This window comes from Caldovatus sediminis (genome assembly GCF_014644455.1).
Lineage (GTDB): Bacteria > Pseudomonadota > Alphaproteobacteria > Acetobacterales > Acetobacteraceae > Caldovatus > Caldovatus sediminis.
This window is the reverse complement of sequence record NZ_BMKS01000008.1, coordinates 131,852-147,036: the sequence shown is the minus strand read 5'-3', so window position 1 is coordinate 147,036 and position 15,185 is coordinate 131,852. Positions and strand designations below refer to the sequence as shown.

Genomic DNA, 15,185 nt, shown 5'->3' with positions numbered 1-15,185 from the left:
ATCACGCCGCCGTCTGCATGCCGCGGGCGGCGGCGATGTCGTCGAAGACCCGATCCTCCCCGCCCAGCACGGCCGCACGGCCAGTGAATGCCTGCCAGCGCCGCACCGCGACATCGACATAGCGCGGGTCGATCTCCATCGCGAAGCAGACGCGTCCGGTGGTCTCCGCCGCGATGATGGTGCTGCCGCTGCCAGAGAATGGCTCGTAGACCCCGTCCCCGGGCGCGCTGTTGTTGACGATCGGCCGGCGCATACACTCGACCGGCTTCTGCGTGCCGTGCACCGTCGCCGCGTCCTCGTCGCCGCCCGTGCTGATCGGCCAGAGCGTCGCCTGGTCGCGCGCGCCCTGCCAGTGGCCGGTCGCGCCCTTGCGTACCGCGTAGAGGCAGGGCTCGTGCTGCCAATGGTAGTCGCCGCGCCCCAGCACGAAGCGCGACTTCGCCCAGACGATCTGGCTGCGCACCACGAAGCCGGCCGCCTCGAGGCTCTCGATCACGGTGCGCGCATGCACGCCGGCGTGCCAGACATAGGCCACGTCGCCGGGGAACAGCGCCCAGGCCTCGCGCCAGTCGGCGCGGTCGTCGTTGGCCACCTTGCCGGTGCGCATCGTGGCCGAGACGCCGGCCTCCTTCCGCCACTCGGGGTCGTAGTTCACGCCGTAGGGCGGGTCCGTGATCATCAGGTGCGGCCGCGCACCGTCCAGCAGCCGGGCGACGTCGGCCGCGCTGGTGGCGTCGCCGCAGAGCAGCCGGTGCGGCCCCATCAGCCAGAGGTCACCGGGGCGGGTGACCGGGACCGCCGGCGGCTCCGGCGCCGGCGCGTCGGGATCGCCACCGCCCACCGCCGGCGCCTCCGCCGTCGCCTCGGCGAGCAGCCGGTCCAGCGCGGCGCCATCAAAGCCGAGCAGCCCGAGGTCGAACTCCTCCGTGCGCAGCGCGCGCAGCTCGGCGGCGAGCAGCGCCTCGTCCCAGGTCGAGGTCAGCGCCAGCTGGTTGTCCGCCAGCCGATAGGCCCGCGCCTGCGCCTCGGTCAGATGCGACAGGCGGATCGCCGGGACCTCCACGAGGCCGAGCGCCCTGGCGGCCAGGATGCGGCCGTGGCCGGCGATCAGCACACCCGCATCGTCCACCAGCACCGGCACGGTGAAGCCGAACTCGCCGATCGAGGCGGCCAGCTGCGCCACCTGCTCGGGCGGGTGCTGCCGCGCATTCGCCGCATAGGGGACGAGCGAGGCGACCGGCAGCCGCTCCACGCGCAGATCAGGCAGCATGCGCCGCCTCCCCCGCCTGGACGGCGTCGCCCGCACGCGCCGCGGCGACGGCGTCGTAATCGCGCCCGTCGTCGGCCAGCGTCACCGGCAGTGCGGGATGCAGCATCCGCCAGCGGGCAATCGCCAGGTCGACATAGGCAGGAGCAAGCTCGATGGCGCAGACGCGCCGCCCAGTGCGCTGCCCCGCCAGGATGGTCGTGCCGGAGCCGCCGAACGGCTCGAACACGGTGTCGCCCTCGTCCGTGTAGGCGCGCATCAGGAACTCGGGCAGGGCGACGGGGAACACCGCCGGGTGCTCGGTCTCGATCCCCCGCCCCTTATGCCGCGTGATGCGCAGCACGCTGTCGGGGATGCGCATCTCCTGCACGGGCAGGCCGATGTGGGTGTAGGCCTTCACCTCGCCGTCGGCGGCGCGCAGGCCGCTGCCCTTGTTCGGCGTGCCGGCCCATTTGCAGGGGACGATCTTGTTCGCCTGCCGCGCCTCGCGGTTGAAGTGGAAGACCAGCTCGAAGGCCGGCGCGAGGCGGCCGTTCCAGTCCCCCGGCAGGCCGGGCCCCTGGTCCCAGGCGTAGAGGGCGAAGCGCCGCCAGCCCTGCGCCCGCATCCCGTCGAGCCAGCCCTGCCAGTAGGGCTGCCATTCCCCCTCGCGGTGGATCAGGCCGAGGTTCACCAGCACCTGGCCATCGTGGCGGAGCGCGGCGTCGAGATGCTGGAACACGCCCTGCATCAGCGCATCCCAATCCGAGACGCCGCCGGTGGTGTAGTCTCGCTGGTTCCCGTAGGGCGGCGAGGTGAAGAGCAGCGCCGCGCGCTCCGTCTCCATCACGCGGGCGACCGAGGCAGCATGGGTGCTGTCGCCGCAGAGCAGCCGGTGCGCGCCAAGCAGCCAGAGGTCGCCCGGGCGGGTGACCGCCTGGCGCGGCGGCACGGGCTCGGCGTCGGCCGGGTCCTCGGCCGCCTCGCCCTCCCCCACCCCCTCGTCTGGCGGGTTGCCGGTGGCAACCGCCGGGCTGGCAACCGCCCCGTTGCCAGGCTCGGTGGCCACCGCCTCCAGCCCGGCGAGCAGCCGCTCGATCTCCGCGCCGTCGAAGCCGGTCAGCGCCAGGTCGATGCCGCCTGCCTCCCGCAGCTTCGCCACCTCAGCGGCGAGCAGCGCCTCGTCCCAGCCGGCGTTCAGCGCGATGCGGTTGTCGGCCAGCCGATAGGCGGCCTTCTGCGCCTCGGTGAGGCCGGCGCGGACGATCGTCGGGACCGTGGCGAGGCCGAGGGACTGCGCCGCCAGCAGCCGGCCGTGGCCGGCGATGAGCTCGCCGCGCTCGTCCACCAGCACCGGCGCGACGAAGCCGAACTCGAGGATGCTGGCCGCGATCTGCGCCACCTGCTCGGGCGAATGCGTGCGCGCATTGCCGGCATAGGGCAGCAGCGCGGCGACCGCGCGCGCCTCGACGGCGCTCGCGGCCCATGGGGCCTGGGGCATCGGCACCTGCGTGAGGGTGGAACGGAGGGCGCCGCGGCTGGCAACCGGGCGGCGCTGGCAACCTGGAAAACGGGGCTGACGCTAGGAACCTCGCGCGCTTCCGCCCCCCGCATACGCCAGGCCCAGGAAGGACCCTGCGGCTCGCGAGCCACGGTCGCCATCGCCCCGTGGAGTGGCTGTTCAGCCGTGGCGCGCGCGCAATTCAACGAGTGTCCGAAGAGTAGCCCACGCGAGTTTCAGTGGGCAACGCGACATTCTTTCGCTGCGGTTCCTTCTTCTACGTGCGCGCAGATCAGAAGCGTTGCAGCGCCTTCGGCTTCGTCGACCATGGGCACTGCCAGAGCACACCCGGTGCAGACGACGCGACAGCCTCCATCCAGGTCGTCCACCACAACAGCGAATATCGAGCGCGTTCCCACATCGACGCATGGTTCCAGCCCCCTCGGAGAACGATGCCGATGCAGCCGGTGTCAGTGAAGGCAGCACGCTCGTGCTGTCGTGTGCGCATCGATTTGTCGCTGGTGATTAAGGCAGCACGCCTGTGCGTGCCATCGGCAACCTGCTGGATCAGCGGCACGTCAAACGTCCCACGCGCCACGAGGTCGTGGGCGTGAACGACTTCAAGCGGCTCTGTCGAGCCAGCCATCTCGGCTTCTGCGATGAGCTTGACCGCGTGAGCAACTACACGCGGTGTGTTTTCGTCGAACGCAATCCTCACGCGGCCATCGGCAATGGAGCATCAGCACCCAGGGTGAAGCGCACGGCCTGCTGCACGCCGGCCGCATCGGTCCCGTAGAAGGCGGCGACCTTCGCCGCGTTGCCCTTCTCTGCGCGCCAGGCATCGAAGAGCGCCTCGGCGGGTGCTCCACTCGTTGCCTCAACAGGCCTACCGAAAGCGCGCCGTGGATCCACAACGATTCGGTCAAAGCGGCTATCTGGTGTCCAGCGTCGCGGCGTATCCTCCTCGTACTCTACGCTCGCGACAAAGCTGTCGACCACGACATCGTAGATGGCGAAGTTGTCGCCGACGAGATCATAGAGTGCACGATCTCCCGTGGCCTGCTGCGCCTCTGCGAAGATCCGCTTGCCGTCCGTGTGGATGCGCCGCACCGCAAACGGATGGTCGGTGTTCAGCACCCGCCTCGCCGTCTCGGCAGCGGTACGAATTGCCTTCCAGCTGGGGGCGCGTCCCTGGGCCTCGGCTGCGCGCACGAGCCGGCCGAGGAACGCGACTTCAAGAAGATCGAGAAAGCCCAGCGCCAACTCACCAGCACGCAGTTCATGCTGACGACGGAGTACAGGCCCGGCAGGCGCCTTGCCCTTTCGCTGGGCATACCCCAGCAGCCAGCCACGGATCTGGCGCGGCGGCACCCCCGTCAACCGGGCCGCATCCTGCACACTGTAGATTCCAAGCGATGCGGGGATGGCGTTCACACAGTCCTCCTTCCTACCCCCTGACTACCATGCATCCGCTGAAACGTGAATCGATGGCTTCGGGTCCCAGAGGCGCCTCAAATTCGGTGCGGGATCAGACCATAGTGGGCCGCCAGAACGGCCAGTGCAGCGACCAGCATCCCCTGGGCTTGGCTCGCTGGCACGGACCTTCCGCCCCACCCCCGTCGCATGGCCCACTCGCGGACCGAGTACTCGAGGCCGACGACGTGCCAGACGCAGCTACCTGCCGCCCCGCCCTGGCCGCCCAGCACGTCCAGTGCAGCGGCGACTTGGCGACGGGCCTGGACCTGCCGCTCGGTCATCGTTTCGCCCGTCGCGGCCGAAAGGCGGACCAGGGCCGCACCCCGCAGCCCATCCAGCGCAGCCGCACGGAACTGCCGCCGGAATACCGCGCCCGCATCGTGCATTTCCTGGGTGATGGTGCCGTTGGCGAGCATCAGGCCCAGCGTGTCGATGGCACGGCGGTGCAGGACCGGCGTGCCGGTTTCCGGATCGGCCTCGCGCACGGGTTCGGTGAAGTCGCCATGCTGCAGCCGCCACCTGCTCGGCGTGCCGAGGCTCTCCTGCTGGACGCGGGGCTTCTTCCTGCGCTTAGCGGCCATGGCGCGTGCCTCCGTTGCGCGGCCCCCAGCGCCGCATCGCTTCGTTGGTGAGGGCCTGGCGGAGCCGGGGATCGGTGATGTCCTCGAGGCGGAGGGCGACGACGCCCTGCTCGCGCCAGACGCGCCGGCGCATGGCCTCGAGGTCGGCGGCGTTGGCGGGGCTCGGCTCGCGGCCAAGCGGACAGCGCGGGAGCGCCGGCGCGCCGGGCAGCCTCACTGGGCACCGCCCCGGGCGTCGATCGCCCACAGCAGCAGGGCCAGCGCGTCCGCCTCGTTGTCATCGTGCGGGGCGAAGCCGCGGGCCCGCATGGCGGCGATCACCGCCTCCTTCGGCGCATTGCCCTTGCCGGTGGCGAAGCGCTTGATCGTGCCGACCGGAACGCCCTGGTAGGGGACGCCGGCGCCTTCGCACCAGGCGGTCAGATGCGCGAGGAAACCCCCATAGACATGGGCGGCGGTGGTGCCGGCGTGGCGCCGCACCTCCTCGAAGACGACGCTGCCGAGCGGGCCGGCGGAGGCGGCCATGTCGTCGAGCCACCGGCAGAAGCGCAGCCAGCCCATGCCACCGCCCTCGAAGCGGCCGGGCCGGAAGGCGGCGGTGCCGGAGGTGATGCTGCCGTCGGGCAGCCGCACCGCCCAGCCGAGGGTGCTGCCGAGGTCGAGGGCGAGCAGGGTTCGGGTCGGCCTGCTGCCGCCCGTGACGCAAATGACGTTGGCTCCGGAAATCCCCGTCACGTGCGCGCGCACGCGCGCGCGTGGAGCATCAATGGGTGAGTGACGCGTCAATCCGTCACAACCGGTCATCCCTGCCCGGGACGGTGGTGCCATGGGTCAGAACTCCATGCTGTTGGAGGACGGGACGCCCGCGATGGGTTCGCGGAGACGGAGCCCGATGAAGGAGCGGAGCGTGCTGGTGCGATGGGGTGCGAAGCCGCGCGCGATGAGCGTCTGCGAGAAGCGCTTGATCGAGCCGACGAACTCGCCGCTGGCCTCGGCCCACGCCTTCCATGACGCGTAGAGCGCTGCGGTCGCCTCGCAATGCTGGCTGCCACGCTCGCAGCACTCCTCGATCCAGCGCCCGAAGGCGTCCTCGGCCTCGAAGTACTCGTCGGTGGCCGCCAGGACGGTCGCCGGGGGGCGGAGGCCGACCCGCTGCCACTCAAGACAGCCCTGCAGCGCCCAGGCGAGGATGCCGTCGCGCTCGGCCAGCAGCCGCTCCGGCAGCCGCTTGTCGCGCCGGGCGGGAGGGATCGTGATCGTGAACGGCACCATGTGCAGCCGCCGCCGCATCGCCTCGTCGACGTTGCGGATGGAGGGCTTGTGGTTGCCCGCGACCAGCAGCTTGAACTGCGGGGTGAACTCGAAGAAGTCCTGTCGCATGAAGCGCGCGGTGATGCGGTCGCCGCCGGTGAGTGCCTTCAGCTTGCTCTCGGCCCACCGGCTGCCCTGCTCGGTCTCGATCGAGGTGACGATGCGGGCGCCGCGCAGCCCGGCCATGTCGGTCGGGTGGCGATCGCCGGTGGTCGCCATGAACATGTCCATCGGCGCGACCGTGGCGTAATCGCCGAGCAGGGCCGTCAGCGTGTTGGCGAAGACCGACTTGCCGTTCGCGCCGGTGCCGTAGAGGAAGAACAGCGCGTGCTCGGTGGTGACGCCGGTGAGCGCGTAGCCGACCACCCTCCGGAGATAGGCCTGCAGCTCGGCGTCGCCGCCCGTCACCTGAGCGAGGAAGGCGAGCCAGGCCGGGCAGTCGCCGCCCGGCGCGGCGGCGGTGATCCTGGTCATGCCGAGGGCGCGGTCGTGCGGGGCGAGCGCGCCACTGCGCAAATCCACGACGCCCGTCGGGGTGTTGAGCAGCCAGGGGTCGCAGTCCCAGACCTCGGGGGTGGTGGCGTGGCGGCGATCGGCGCGCGCCAGGCGCTCGACGGCGGCGACCGTCGAGGCCTGTGAGAGCTTCGTCCGGACCCTGGCGTTGTTCGCGCGGTTGGCGGCGGCGCGGCAGACGCGGCGGGCCAGATCGAAGGCGCGCAGCGTGCCCTCGCGCTCCCAGCGGCATCCGGTCCAGGTGAGCCAGGCGCCCCAGACCGCGACGTGGCGCCAGTCCTCGCCATGCAGGGCGCTGAACTCGGCGGCGAGCGCGTCCTCGGTGAAGCCGATCGGTAGTAGGCCATCATCGCCGGAGCCGGCACCGCCGCCTTCGTCATGTTCAAGGTCGGCGGCGTCCGGGCCGACGTGGCTCGCCTCTGCCCTGCGCCACAGCCGTTCCGCCTCCCGGCGCAAGCGGTCCTCGGGCCAGGGCGGGGTTATCCGGGCGGCGTTGTAGTCCTGGATCTCCTGCCAGGCCTGGGCCGCGGTGACGAAGCCGTCCTGGCGGCGGCGGATCCAGTAGCCGATGATGCGGGAGAGGGCCTCGAAGCGGGTGACGCCATCGGCGCCGCCCTCGCGCACCTGCTGGCCGAAGAGCTCGGTGACGTCACCGCGGCCGGCGCTCGCGCCGTTGAAGTCCAGCGGGTCATCCCTGCCATCGGACGCCGCCTCGGCCCCGACCCCCGGCAGTGGCGGCATCGCCAGCACCGCCTCGGCGAATTCGGTCAGGTCGCGATCAGGACCGCTGGCGGGGCGGATCGCCACGAGGCGCTTCAGGCCACCTTTCGCGTGGACGGAGCCGGCGACGCGGATCGGCTGGTGCGCCGAGCGGAAGGCCGGATCGCCGCCGACCTTCGCGGCGATCGCGTGGCGCAGCCGGCACACCGTCGCCAGGTCCTCGCCGGTGGCCGGCTCGGTCAGCCGCCAGTAGAGGTGGAGCTTCTCCTGCCCCTCCGGCGTGACGCCGCCCGAGGCGACCTCGAGGCTGGGCGGGCCGAGGTGCTGGAGGAGGTGCGCTCGCTTTGCAGCGATGTCACCGCCGTCCAGGTCGACCAGCACCACCTGCATCTGCGTGACGTGCTCGGCGCTGGCCTGGCCGGGCGCGGCGACCGTGCCGGGGATGACGTAGAGCGCCATGCCCGCCTCGGCGGCCCACTGCGCCTGCACGGCGAGCTTCGCCGGCAGATCGGCATCGGCCGACAGGAAGGGCGTGTGCGGCGCGCGGTCGGGCCCACCCTTCTCGGCCAGCGCGCGGACCGCGACCCAGCCCTCGCACCAGCCGAAGACCATGTCGGCATAGGCCGCGACCATCGCGGGATCGGGGGCGACCGGCATGGGCGGCATCACCTCGGCGGCGCTCACGACCAGCACCGCCTGCGCCAGGGGCAGCGGACGCACTCGAGGTGCTCGGGCTCGCCCGCGACGCGCGGCAGCCACTCGCCGGCGTCGCAGGCCCGCAGGACGCGCACCGCCTTGTCACTGGTGGCCTGGGCCAGCGCCCCGTCGAAGGGCACCAACTCGTGGTAAAGCTCGCTGGTGTCCTTGTTCACCGCGGTGAACAGGGCCGGCGCGTCGGTCAGGCCCATATACGCCTGGTAGAGGGCGATTTGCGCCGCGTAGATCGGCTTGGCCGCGGCGACGCCGCGCCGGACCATCTCCTTCCAGTTCCGGGCGTTGGCCGACTTGCACTCCCACAGCGCCGGCACGGCGACCACGCCCTGCGCCGGTGTGGGGACCGCAACGACCACGCCGTCGATGTGCCCCTGCACGCGCCCGCCGGCGACGGAGAAGCCGAACTGCTCGCCGGCGCGGCTGCGGGTGCGGAGGTCGAAGCCGGCGCGGCGGAGCCAGCCGATGGCGAGGTCCTCGAAGACGTGCCCCACCGCGAAGATCCGCAGCGTCTGGCCCGAGAAGGCGGTCTCCGGGTCGCGGGGGACGTCGAGGAGCTCGTACTGCAGCCGCCGCGCGCAGGGATCGCCGAGCCGGGAGCCGCCGAGGTACTCCCGGCGCGGCCGGGTGCCGTTCTCCGCCACCAGGGCCGCGTCGATCAGCGCGTTGATCGCCTCCGCCGGCGTCGGCGGCTTCGGGCGGTGGTTGAAGTCGAGACCGGGCTCCGCCATCAGAACGGCACCTCCGGCGACGAGGGGGAGGCGGAGGCGCGCATCGCGTCCTGGAAGGCGCCGACCGCGACCTCCGCCAGCGTCAGCACCTGCTGCTCCGAAAGCGCGTTCAGCGCGGTGCTCCAGCCGATCTCGGCCATCACCTCGGCCATCGCGCGCATCGCGGCGCGGAGGGCGGCGCGCTCCTGCTCGGTGAGGTCAACCATGGCGATGCAGCGCCTCGCCAACAGCGTCCACCACGCCTGGCAGGTGATGGAGCAGAATGACGCAGAAGGCCGCGGCGGCTTCGAGGAGATCGGGTCGAACCAGCCGAAGCCGCGCTCCGGCCGCCGGCAGACGGCGCAGAGCGAGCGGGGCGCGGGCGCCAGGGACATGGTCGTGCTCCCCGCTCATGCTGCCCTCGCGATGCCGTTCGGGAAGACCGCGGCCAGGATCTGCTGCCGGTGCCAGAGGAAGTTCAGCCGGCAGTTCGCCGCGTATTTCGACAGGCCGAAGTCCAGCCCCGGATCGGCGTCCCCGGCCTTGACCAGCAGCTCGCGCTGGCGCGGGCTGGCGGGGTGGTTCAGCCACAGCCGGCTCTTGGTGGCGGCGGCGCTGGTCTCCGCCTGGCGCAGGAAGTCGTCGGCCCCGGCCAGGACCTGCGCGCGCTCGCCCACGCCGAGGTGCCGCAGCCGCCCCTGGCGGACCTTGCCGACCGCGTGCCAGTGCCGCTCGCCGTCGAAGAACACCCCGGCCCAGGCGTCGAAGCCGGAGGCGATCATGGCGTGGCCGTCGCCGTGCATGTCCCACCAGCGGAAGGGCGAGCGGTCCAGCAGGTCGATCTCGGTCAGCCCGAAGCGCTGCAGCGGGCGCCTCTCGCGCAGCTTGCGCTGCCAGACGTGGCCGCAGAACGGGCAGGCGACGGTGCCGAGCGGCACTTCCGCCGCGCAGTCCGGGCAGGTCTTGTAGGGCGCCTGACCGGGCCCGGGGTCCTCCTCCTCTGCCAGGGTGCCGTCGTGCTCGATGCAGCCGTGGCGCAGCGCGGCGCCGGCGAAGTCGAGCACGACGCAGTCGGTCTTCACCACGCCGGGGAAGCGCTCCGGGTCCACCTTGCGCAGGCCGCGGCCGATCGCCTGGACGAAGGTGCCGCGGTGGAGCATGGGGCGAAGGACGACGATGCAGCCGACCGGCTGGCTGTCGAAGCCCTCGGTCAGCACCATGCAGTTGGTGATCACCTGCACCTCGCCGCGGTCGAAGCGGGCGAGCAGCGCCGCGCGCTCCTTCGCCGGCATCTCGCCGGTGACGGTCTCGGCGGTGATCCCCGCAGCACGGAAAGCCGCGGCGACCGCCTCGGCATGGGCGACGGTGGCGCAGAAGGCGATGGTGCGGCGGTCGCCGGCGCGTTCGCGCCAGTGCGCCACGACGGCCTCGTTCACCACCGCGCGGTTCAGCACCCTGGCCGCCGCGTCCATGTCGAAGTCGCCGGCGCTGGCGCCCACGCGCTCCAGGTCGTCGGCGACGCCGAGGTCGATGGTGAAGGTGCGCGGCGGCACCAGGATGCCCTGAGCGATCAGCGCCGCGATCGGCAGGTGGAAGGCGACGTTGGAGAAGGTGCGGCGCAGGCTGCGGCCGTCCCCCCGCTCGGGGGTGGCCGAGAGGCCGAGCAGCTTCAGGTTCGGGTTCGCGGCGCGGGCGTCGGCGATGATCGCCTGGTAGCTGTCCGCGGCGGCGCGGTGGCACTCGTCGATGACGAGGTGCGAGACCTGCCCCATGCGGGCGCGCCGCGCGGAGCGGGCCAGGGTCTGCACGCTGCCGAACACCACCTGGCCGGACCAGTCGTCCCGCTCGGCCTTCACCACCGAGGCGGGCAGGCCCGCGACCCGACCGATGGTGGCGCGGTTCTGCTCGATGAGCTCGTCCGTGTGCTGCAGCACGAGGAAGCGGGCGCCGGGCTTTGCCGCCGCCTCCTCGGCGATGTAGAAGCCGGCGACGGCGGTCTTGCCGGCGCCGACCGGCAGGGCGACCAGCGTGTTGCCGTGCGCCGCGGTCTTGGCGCGGGCGGCGGCGACCGCCGCCCGCTGGTAGTCGCGCGGGATCATGGCCGACCTCCCTCCCGCTCAGCGCGCCCAGAAGGGGGGCGCGCCGGCGCCGGCGGCGGTCGCCGCGGGCTGGGGCGGCTGCGCCGCGGCCCAGGGCGGGGCGGCGCTCGCGGCGGCGGCGGGGAGCGCGGGCGGCGTCGCGACGCCCGCCGACGCGCCGCCGCCCATCAGCCGGGCGTACTCGGCGTGCTCGGGGCCGATCGCCGCGGCGACGACGTTGCGCCCCTCGTCCCGCGGGTCCTTCTGGTCCTTCTCGACGCCGACCTTGGCCAGGAACTCGAGGCCGTTCAGGTCGCCGTAGCCGCGGATCGTGCGCGCCGCCCGCGCCCGCTCGGAGGTGTCCTTGGCCTCGACGCCGCGGGCGCTCTCCAGGATGCCGCGGATCAGCGCCCGGCCGCGGTTCGCGTAGGTGTCGTCCGCGCCCTGGCCGCCTTTGCCGCGGATGCCGATGCGGGTGTAGATGCGCCGCCGGGCGTGCGGCCCCTCCAGCACCACGGCCTCGGTGTTGAGGTACTGCGCCTCCGAGGTCCTGCTCTGGGTGAGCCAGCCCTCCGGCCCGGCGCCGCCGGGGCGAATGGTGAGCCGCACCCGGACCAGGGTGCCGGCCGGGAGGAGGTCGAAGGCGGCGGACTGGGCGTCGGCGCCGTTGTAGTCGAGCGGGTTGGTGCCGGACATGGCTCAGCCCTCCTGCGTCGCGTCGGGGGTGGTGTCGGTCGCGGCGGCGGGCGCCGGCGCGGGCGGCGGCGCGAAGTCGAGGCGCGGCCCAGGCAGCGGGCGGCGGATCTTCTCCATCAGCCGGCCGAGGTGCGGCTCCTCGACGGTGTCGAGCCGGCCCGAGCGGTCCTTCGCCAGGTAGCCGTACGGGTTCAGCGTGGTGCAGACGAAGGCGCGGTACGGCCGGCCGTCCTCGGTGCGCAGCTCCGCCATGGTGATCAGCTCGTCGACCACGCCGGGCAGCTCGAGGCCGGTCTTCGTGCCCTCGATCTGCAGCGCGAAGTACGGCCGATTGAAGTCGTCGAGCTTCTTGTCGAGGATGCCGACCAGCCAGACGTTCTTGTCCGGCGTGTGCTGCAGGTGGGTGACCCAGGCGATCATCTCCTGGCCGAGCAGCCCGTAGGCGCCGCGCAGGTCGGGCTTGCCGCTGCGGTCGGAGACCGCCTGCGGCTGGCCCTTGCACCACTGCAGGCAGAGGCGCGAGGCGACGGTGATGCTGTCGACGAAGACCGTCGCGTACTTCGCCAGCGCGGACGGGGCGCCGAAGGCGGCGCAGACGCGGGCAAAGTGCGCGGCGCCGTAGGGCTGGTCGTCGCGCATCGCGGGGTTGGGCCCGCCGATCCAGCAGGCGAGGTCGCGGGCGAGGTCCCAGTCGCGCACGCGGACCTCGTCGCCGGGCCATCCCTGCACGGCGAGCTCGCCCGCCTCGAGGTTCACGAACAGCGTGCTGGCCGCGTCCAGCGTCCAGAGCTGGCTGGTCTTGCCGATGCCCGAGCCGCCGGCGAGCACGCCCTTGATGCCGCGGCGCTCGGCCAGGCGCTGGTCGGCGGTGATGATCCGGAAGCCGCCGGGTGGGCTCTGCGTGAAGGGCGCGCTCACCGGCCGGCCTCCACGCTGCGCAGCGCCGCCTCGACGGCGAGCGCCGTGCCGAGCCCGCCGGCGCGGCGGGCGTGGTCGTGCAGCCGGCGCAGCGCGTCGAGGCGCCGGTAGAGCGCGGCGCTCTCGTCGTTGAGCGCCTGGATGGCGAAGGCGACGTCGTCGACAGTGGCCTGCGCGATCGGCTTGTCGACCGGGCGGCCGAACTCGCCGAAGGCCTCGGTCCCGATGCTGTCGGGCAGCGCCGCCATCCCGTAGGACTGGCGCAGCCGGTCGAGCGGCGTGGTGGTCTTGCACACGGTGAGCGCAACTCCTCTGTCGTCGCGCTCCGCTCTCGCCGTGGATGACGCTGTCGGGCCCCGACGCGGTTCGGAGCGGACCGTCCAGGTATTTCCGCCCGAGGGCGGTGTTGCATTCCCTGGAAGACCCGGCAGGAAGCCGGGTGGGATCAGGCGGCGGGCGCCGCCGTGTCGGCCGCGGCCGCGGCGCCGTCGCGCAGCTGCGCCGCCTCGAACGCCTCGATGTCCTCGAGGCGGTAGACGACGCGGCCGCCGATCTTGAGGAAGCAGGGGCCCTGACCGAGCCAGCGCCAGCGCTCCAGCGTGCGCGGGCTGAGGCACCAGCGGCGCGCCACCTCCGACTGGGTCAGATGCTTGGTCCCCATGGGCCGCTCCGTCATCCTTCGCAGAGACCGGCACGGGCATGCCCCGCCGGTCTTCAGATGCGAGGATTTTCAGGCACTTACGGGGAAACCGATATTCGCGGCTTCGATTTTTCTTGTTACGTCGAGCCGATCGAGAACGGCGGGAAACCGGGCTTAGAGCCCGCTGACTGTTACGTCAGGCCCGTGGCGTTGTGACATCGGCCGCTATCCCCCCTCTCGCCGCGGGGTAGGGGCTCTGATGTCGGCCAGCGAAAGCTCGCAGAGCCTCGGGTTCAGCCGGTAGCCCGCACGCGGGCGGTTCTCGACGAAGCTGTCCTGATCGAGGACGAGGCCAAGCGAGACGGCGAGAGGCTCGATTGCGTCTCTCAGCCGCGTGAGCTGCGTCCGCATGGACTGTTCCGTGATGCCGAGTCGGTCGGCGAGATCGGGGGGGCGCACAAATGGCACCTCGCGCCCTTCCGCCTTCGCGCTCCTGAAGTTCTCCAAGAGTGCCTCGACGATCCGGAAGCTCGCGTCGGTCAGGGTGGTGCCGTCTCGGAACACCACCTGCTTCGCGGACTGGTCGATCGCGAACTCGAACACGGGTGCTGCGAGCCGGTCGATGAAAGCCTTCGCCTGCGAATCGTAGTTGGCTGGCGGCGGCGCTTCGACGCTGTTGCGGGCGAAGGAGATGGATAGGAGTGAAGCCGCCGGGAGCTCGTTCCTGAAGAGCGCTGCCGCGTGCTCCTTCAGACCTGCCGTGATGACCGACTCTACGGCCTTCGCCTGCCGCTGAAAGAGGTTGTAGATCCGGTCGCCGGCCTCGGCTGCCGAGAGGTCTGGAAAGCAGTTGATGGCGGAGACGATTTCCGGGAAGTCGACCAGGAACCGCTCCTTCGAGGTCGCCCCGACCCTCCTGAAAAAAGAGACGTAGCTCACCGCCATACGCAGGTCATCGCTGGCGCTGCGATCCGCTGTCAGGAGATCGACCTTGTAGTTCAACGCGGGCTCATGTTCGCCCAGGCCAGCTGCCAAGACGCCGAAGCGACGGTCGATGCACTGGGAGCAGGCGCCGCAATGCTTGTGCGCTGCCGTCCAACTCCGAGGCCTCGTGCAGCTGTTCGTCAGGGCCAGGAGCTCGGCCATGCCTGCTTCCTGCACGAGCGTCGTGACCTCGCGCTTCGTCAGCCACTGCAACGGATTCGCGATCGTGATGGGCCGGTCTAGGAGCGTCGAGAACAGCTCCTCGAGGCCGCGAAAGACCCGAGGGTGGGTGGTTCGCGTCGCCCTGCCGCCGACGACATCGCCGGCCACCGGTGGATTGATGCTGACGACGCCGTTTTCGTAGAAGGTGAAGCTGTCCTTCCCGGACATGTGCGCAATCACCAGGCCGAGACATGCGAACAGGAATGAGCGGGTTCGCTGTGTGTAGTCGCTGGTCCTGACGTTCTCGTTAGTCACCCAAACGGGTATGTAGGTGATGCGGCGCTCGAGGCCGCGGGCCTTCAGCTCTTCGACAAGCTTCTGCTGTATGCTCCTCACCTTGGTCGACGAAGAATGGCCGACCAAGCAGACAGAACGGTTGCGGAGGACGGCGTCCTGCAGTGCGCCAGCGAATGAGTCGACGCCACCCGAGAACATCGACACTACGTCGTAGTCGGCGGATGCGTCGATGAGGTCGTGGAAGTAGAGGTCACGCGACAGGAAAGGTCGCGTGGCCTTCCGGAATTCGAAGGAGTAGCTGTCGTCGGACAGGAAGCCGAGCGTGTCCGCGAGCAGGCGCTGGACCTCGTCCTGCTGCCAGAGCCCTGGCTCACGCACGGGGATCGTAAAGTGCAAGTTGCGGCGCCAGCTCTCGCCAAAGTTTGCCAGCTGAGCAGTCCCCCGGCTCAGCCGTTGATCCGCACAGTAGATGTAGGCGGCGATCTCCAGCAGATCGACCAGCAGCTCGGGCACGTTCGCGAGCATCGTGCGCGTGATGCAGTCTATGCGCAGATTGACGTTCTTGCCCTTCCCGTGAACGTCCATGGCAATGGCGTCTGGGCGTGACGGCGCTGCCGCTCCGCACTCAATTTGGAACTGTC

General features: G+C 71.3%; 16 protein-coding genes. All 16 read right to left on the bottom strand.

Translation table 11 applies throughout. The annotated features are described in order from the left end of the window. Position 1: 1 nt before the first annotated feature. The gene (locus IEX99_RS14170) at positions 2-1,270 is read right to left on the bottom strand and encodes a site-specific DNA-methyltransferase (RefSeq protein WP_188901359.1); all 1,269 of its coding nucleotides are present in this window, start codon (positions 1,268-1,270) and stop codon (positions 2-4) included. Further along, positions 1,260-2,747, bottom strand: coding sequence for a site-specific DNA-methyltransferase (locus IEX99_RS14165; RefSeq protein WP_188901357.1), 1,488 nt, complete (start codon positions 2,745-2,747; stop codon positions 1,260-1,262). The genes IEX99_RS14170 and IEX99_RS14165 overlap by 11 nt, the downstream gene beginning before the upstream one ends. A 292-nt stretch (positions 2,748-3,039) precedes the next feature. Further along, positions 3,040-3,465 (bottom strand): PIN-like domain-containing protein, encoded by a 426-nt coding sequence (locus IEX99_RS14160; protein ID WP_188901355.1) that lies wholly within the window; start codon positions 3,463-3,465, stop codon positions 3,040-3,042. Beyond that, entirely contained in the window at positions 3,462-4,181 is a 720-nt protein-coding gene (locus tag IEX99_RS14155) for a hypothetical protein (protein WP_188901352.1), read from the bottom strand. Before IEX99_RS14155 ends, IEX99_RS14160 begins: the two co-directional genes overlap by 4 nt. Before the next feature lie 77 nt (positions 4,182-4,258). Next, complete coding sequence (locus IEX99_RS14150) at positions 4,259-4,804, bottom strand: DUF6456 domain-containing protein (RefSeq protein WP_188901350.1); 546 nt, start codon at positions 4,802-4,804, stop codon at positions 4,259-4,261. Continuing rightward, entirely contained in the window at positions 4,794-5,021 is a 228-nt protein-coding gene (locus IEX99_RS14145) for a hypothetical protein (protein WP_188901348.1), read from the bottom strand. Before IEX99_RS14145 ends, IEX99_RS14150 begins: the two co-directional genes overlap by 11 nt. Beyond that, positions 5,018-5,539: a hypothetical protein gene (locus tag IEX99_RS14140; RefSeq protein ID WP_456304529.1), complete on the bottom strand. Its 522-nt coding sequence runs from the start codon at positions 5,537-5,539 to the stop codon at positions 5,018-5,020. The genes IEX99_RS14145 and IEX99_RS14140 overlap by 4 nt, the downstream gene beginning before the upstream one ends. A 96-nt stretch (positions 5,540-5,635) precedes the next feature. Continuing rightward, the gene (locus IEX99_RS14135) at positions 5,636-8,068 is read right to left on the bottom strand and encodes a phage/plasmid primase, P4 family (RefSeq protein ID WP_229678035.1); all 2,433 of its coding nucleotides are present in this window, start codon (positions 8,066-8,068) and stop codon (positions 5,636-5,638) included. Beyond that, a complete protein-coding gene (locus tag IEX99_RS14130) occupies positions 8,029-8,790 on the bottom strand; it encodes a hypothetical protein (protein ID WP_188901346.1) in 762 nt (253 codons plus the stop codon). Before IEX99_RS14130 ends, IEX99_RS14135 begins: the two co-directional genes overlap by 40 nt. Next, entirely contained in the window at positions 8,790-9,164 is a 375-nt protein-coding gene (locus IEX99_RS22525; RefSeq protein ID WP_229678034.1) for a DUF6511 domain-containing protein, read from the bottom strand. The genes IEX99_RS14130 and IEX99_RS22525 overlap by 1 nt, the downstream gene beginning before the upstream one ends. 15 nt (positions 9,165-9,179) lie before the next feature. Then, the gene (locus tag IEX99_RS14120) at positions 9,180-10,868 is read right to left on the bottom strand and encodes a DEAD/DEAH box helicase (protein WP_188901343.1); all 1,689 of its coding nucleotides are present in this window, start codon (positions 10,866-10,868) and stop codon (positions 9,180-9,182) included. Positions 10,869-10,886: 18 nt separating this feature from the next. Further along, on the bottom strand, positions 10,887-11,543 hold the full coding sequence (locus IEX99_RS14115) for a hypothetical protein (protein WP_188901342.1): 657 nt from the start codon (positions 11,541-11,543) through the stop codon (positions 10,887-10,889). A gap of 3 nt (positions 11,544-11,546) precedes the next feature. Then, positions 11,547-12,461, bottom strand: coding sequence for an ATP-binding protein (locus IEX99_RS14110; RefSeq protein WP_229678033.1), 915 nt, complete (start codon positions 12,459-12,461; stop codon positions 11,547-11,549). After that, positions 12,458-12,757, bottom strand: a complete 300-nt coding sequence (locus tag IEX99_RS14105) for a hypothetical protein (RefSeq protein ID WP_188901340.1) — start codon at positions 12,755-12,757, stop codon at positions 12,458-12,460. The genes IEX99_RS14110 and IEX99_RS14105 overlap by 4 nt, the downstream gene beginning before the upstream one ends. A 149-nt stretch (positions 12,758-12,906) precedes the next feature. Next, positions 12,907-13,122: a helix-turn-helix transcriptional regulator gene (locus IEX99_RS14100; RefSeq protein WP_188901339.1), complete on the bottom strand. Its 216-nt coding sequence runs from the start codon at positions 13,120-13,122 to the stop codon at positions 12,907-12,909. A 204-nt stretch (positions 13,123-13,326) separates the two neighbouring features. Beyond that, entirely contained in the window at positions 13,327-15,129 is a 1,803-nt protein-coding gene (locus IEX99_RS14095; protein WP_188901337.1) for a 7-cyano-7-deazaguanine synthase, read from the bottom strand. Positions 15,130-15,185 lie beyond the last annotated feature (56 nt).

Excerpts from the sequence above, each read along its gene's own strand:
- IEX99_RS14170 (WP_188901359.1), bottom strand. The coding sequence starts at position 1,270 with ATGCTGCCTGATCTGCGCGTGGAGCGGCTGCCGGTCGCCTCGCTCGTC.
- IEX99_RS14165 (WP_188901357.1), bottom strand. The coding sequence starts at position 2,747 with ATGCCCCAGGCCCCATGGGCCGCGAGCGCCGTCGAGGCGCGCGCGGTC.
- IEX99_RS14150 (WP_188901350.1), bottom strand. The coding sequence starts at position 4,804 with ATGGCCGCTAAGCGCAGGAAGAAGCCCCGCGTCCAGCAGGAGAGCCTC.
- IEX99_RS14130 (WP_188901346.1), bottom strand. The coding sequence starts at position 8,790 with ATGGCGGAGCCCGGTCTCGACTTCAACCACCGCCCGAAGCCGCCGACG.
- IEX99_RS22525 (WP_229678034.1), bottom strand. The coding sequence starts at position 9,164 with ATGTCCCTGGCGCCCGCGCCCCGCTCGCTCTGCGCCGTCTGCCGGCGG.
- IEX99_RS14120 (WP_188901343.1), bottom strand. The coding sequence starts at position 10,868 with ATGATCCCGCGCGACTACCAGCGGGCGGCGGTCGCCGCCGCCCGCGCC.
- IEX99_RS14115 (WP_188901342.1), bottom strand. The coding sequence starts at position 11,543 with ATGTCCGGCACCAACCCGCTCGACTACAACGGCGCCGACGCCCAGTCC.
- IEX99_RS14100 (WP_188901339.1), bottom strand. The coding sequence starts at position 13,122 with ATGGGGACCAAGCATCTGACCCAGTCGGAGGTGGCGCGCCGCTGGTGC.
- IEX99_RS14095 (WP_188901337.1), bottom strand. The coding sequence starts at position 15,129 with ATGGACGTTCACGGGAAGGGCAAGAACGTCAATCTGCGCATAGACTGC.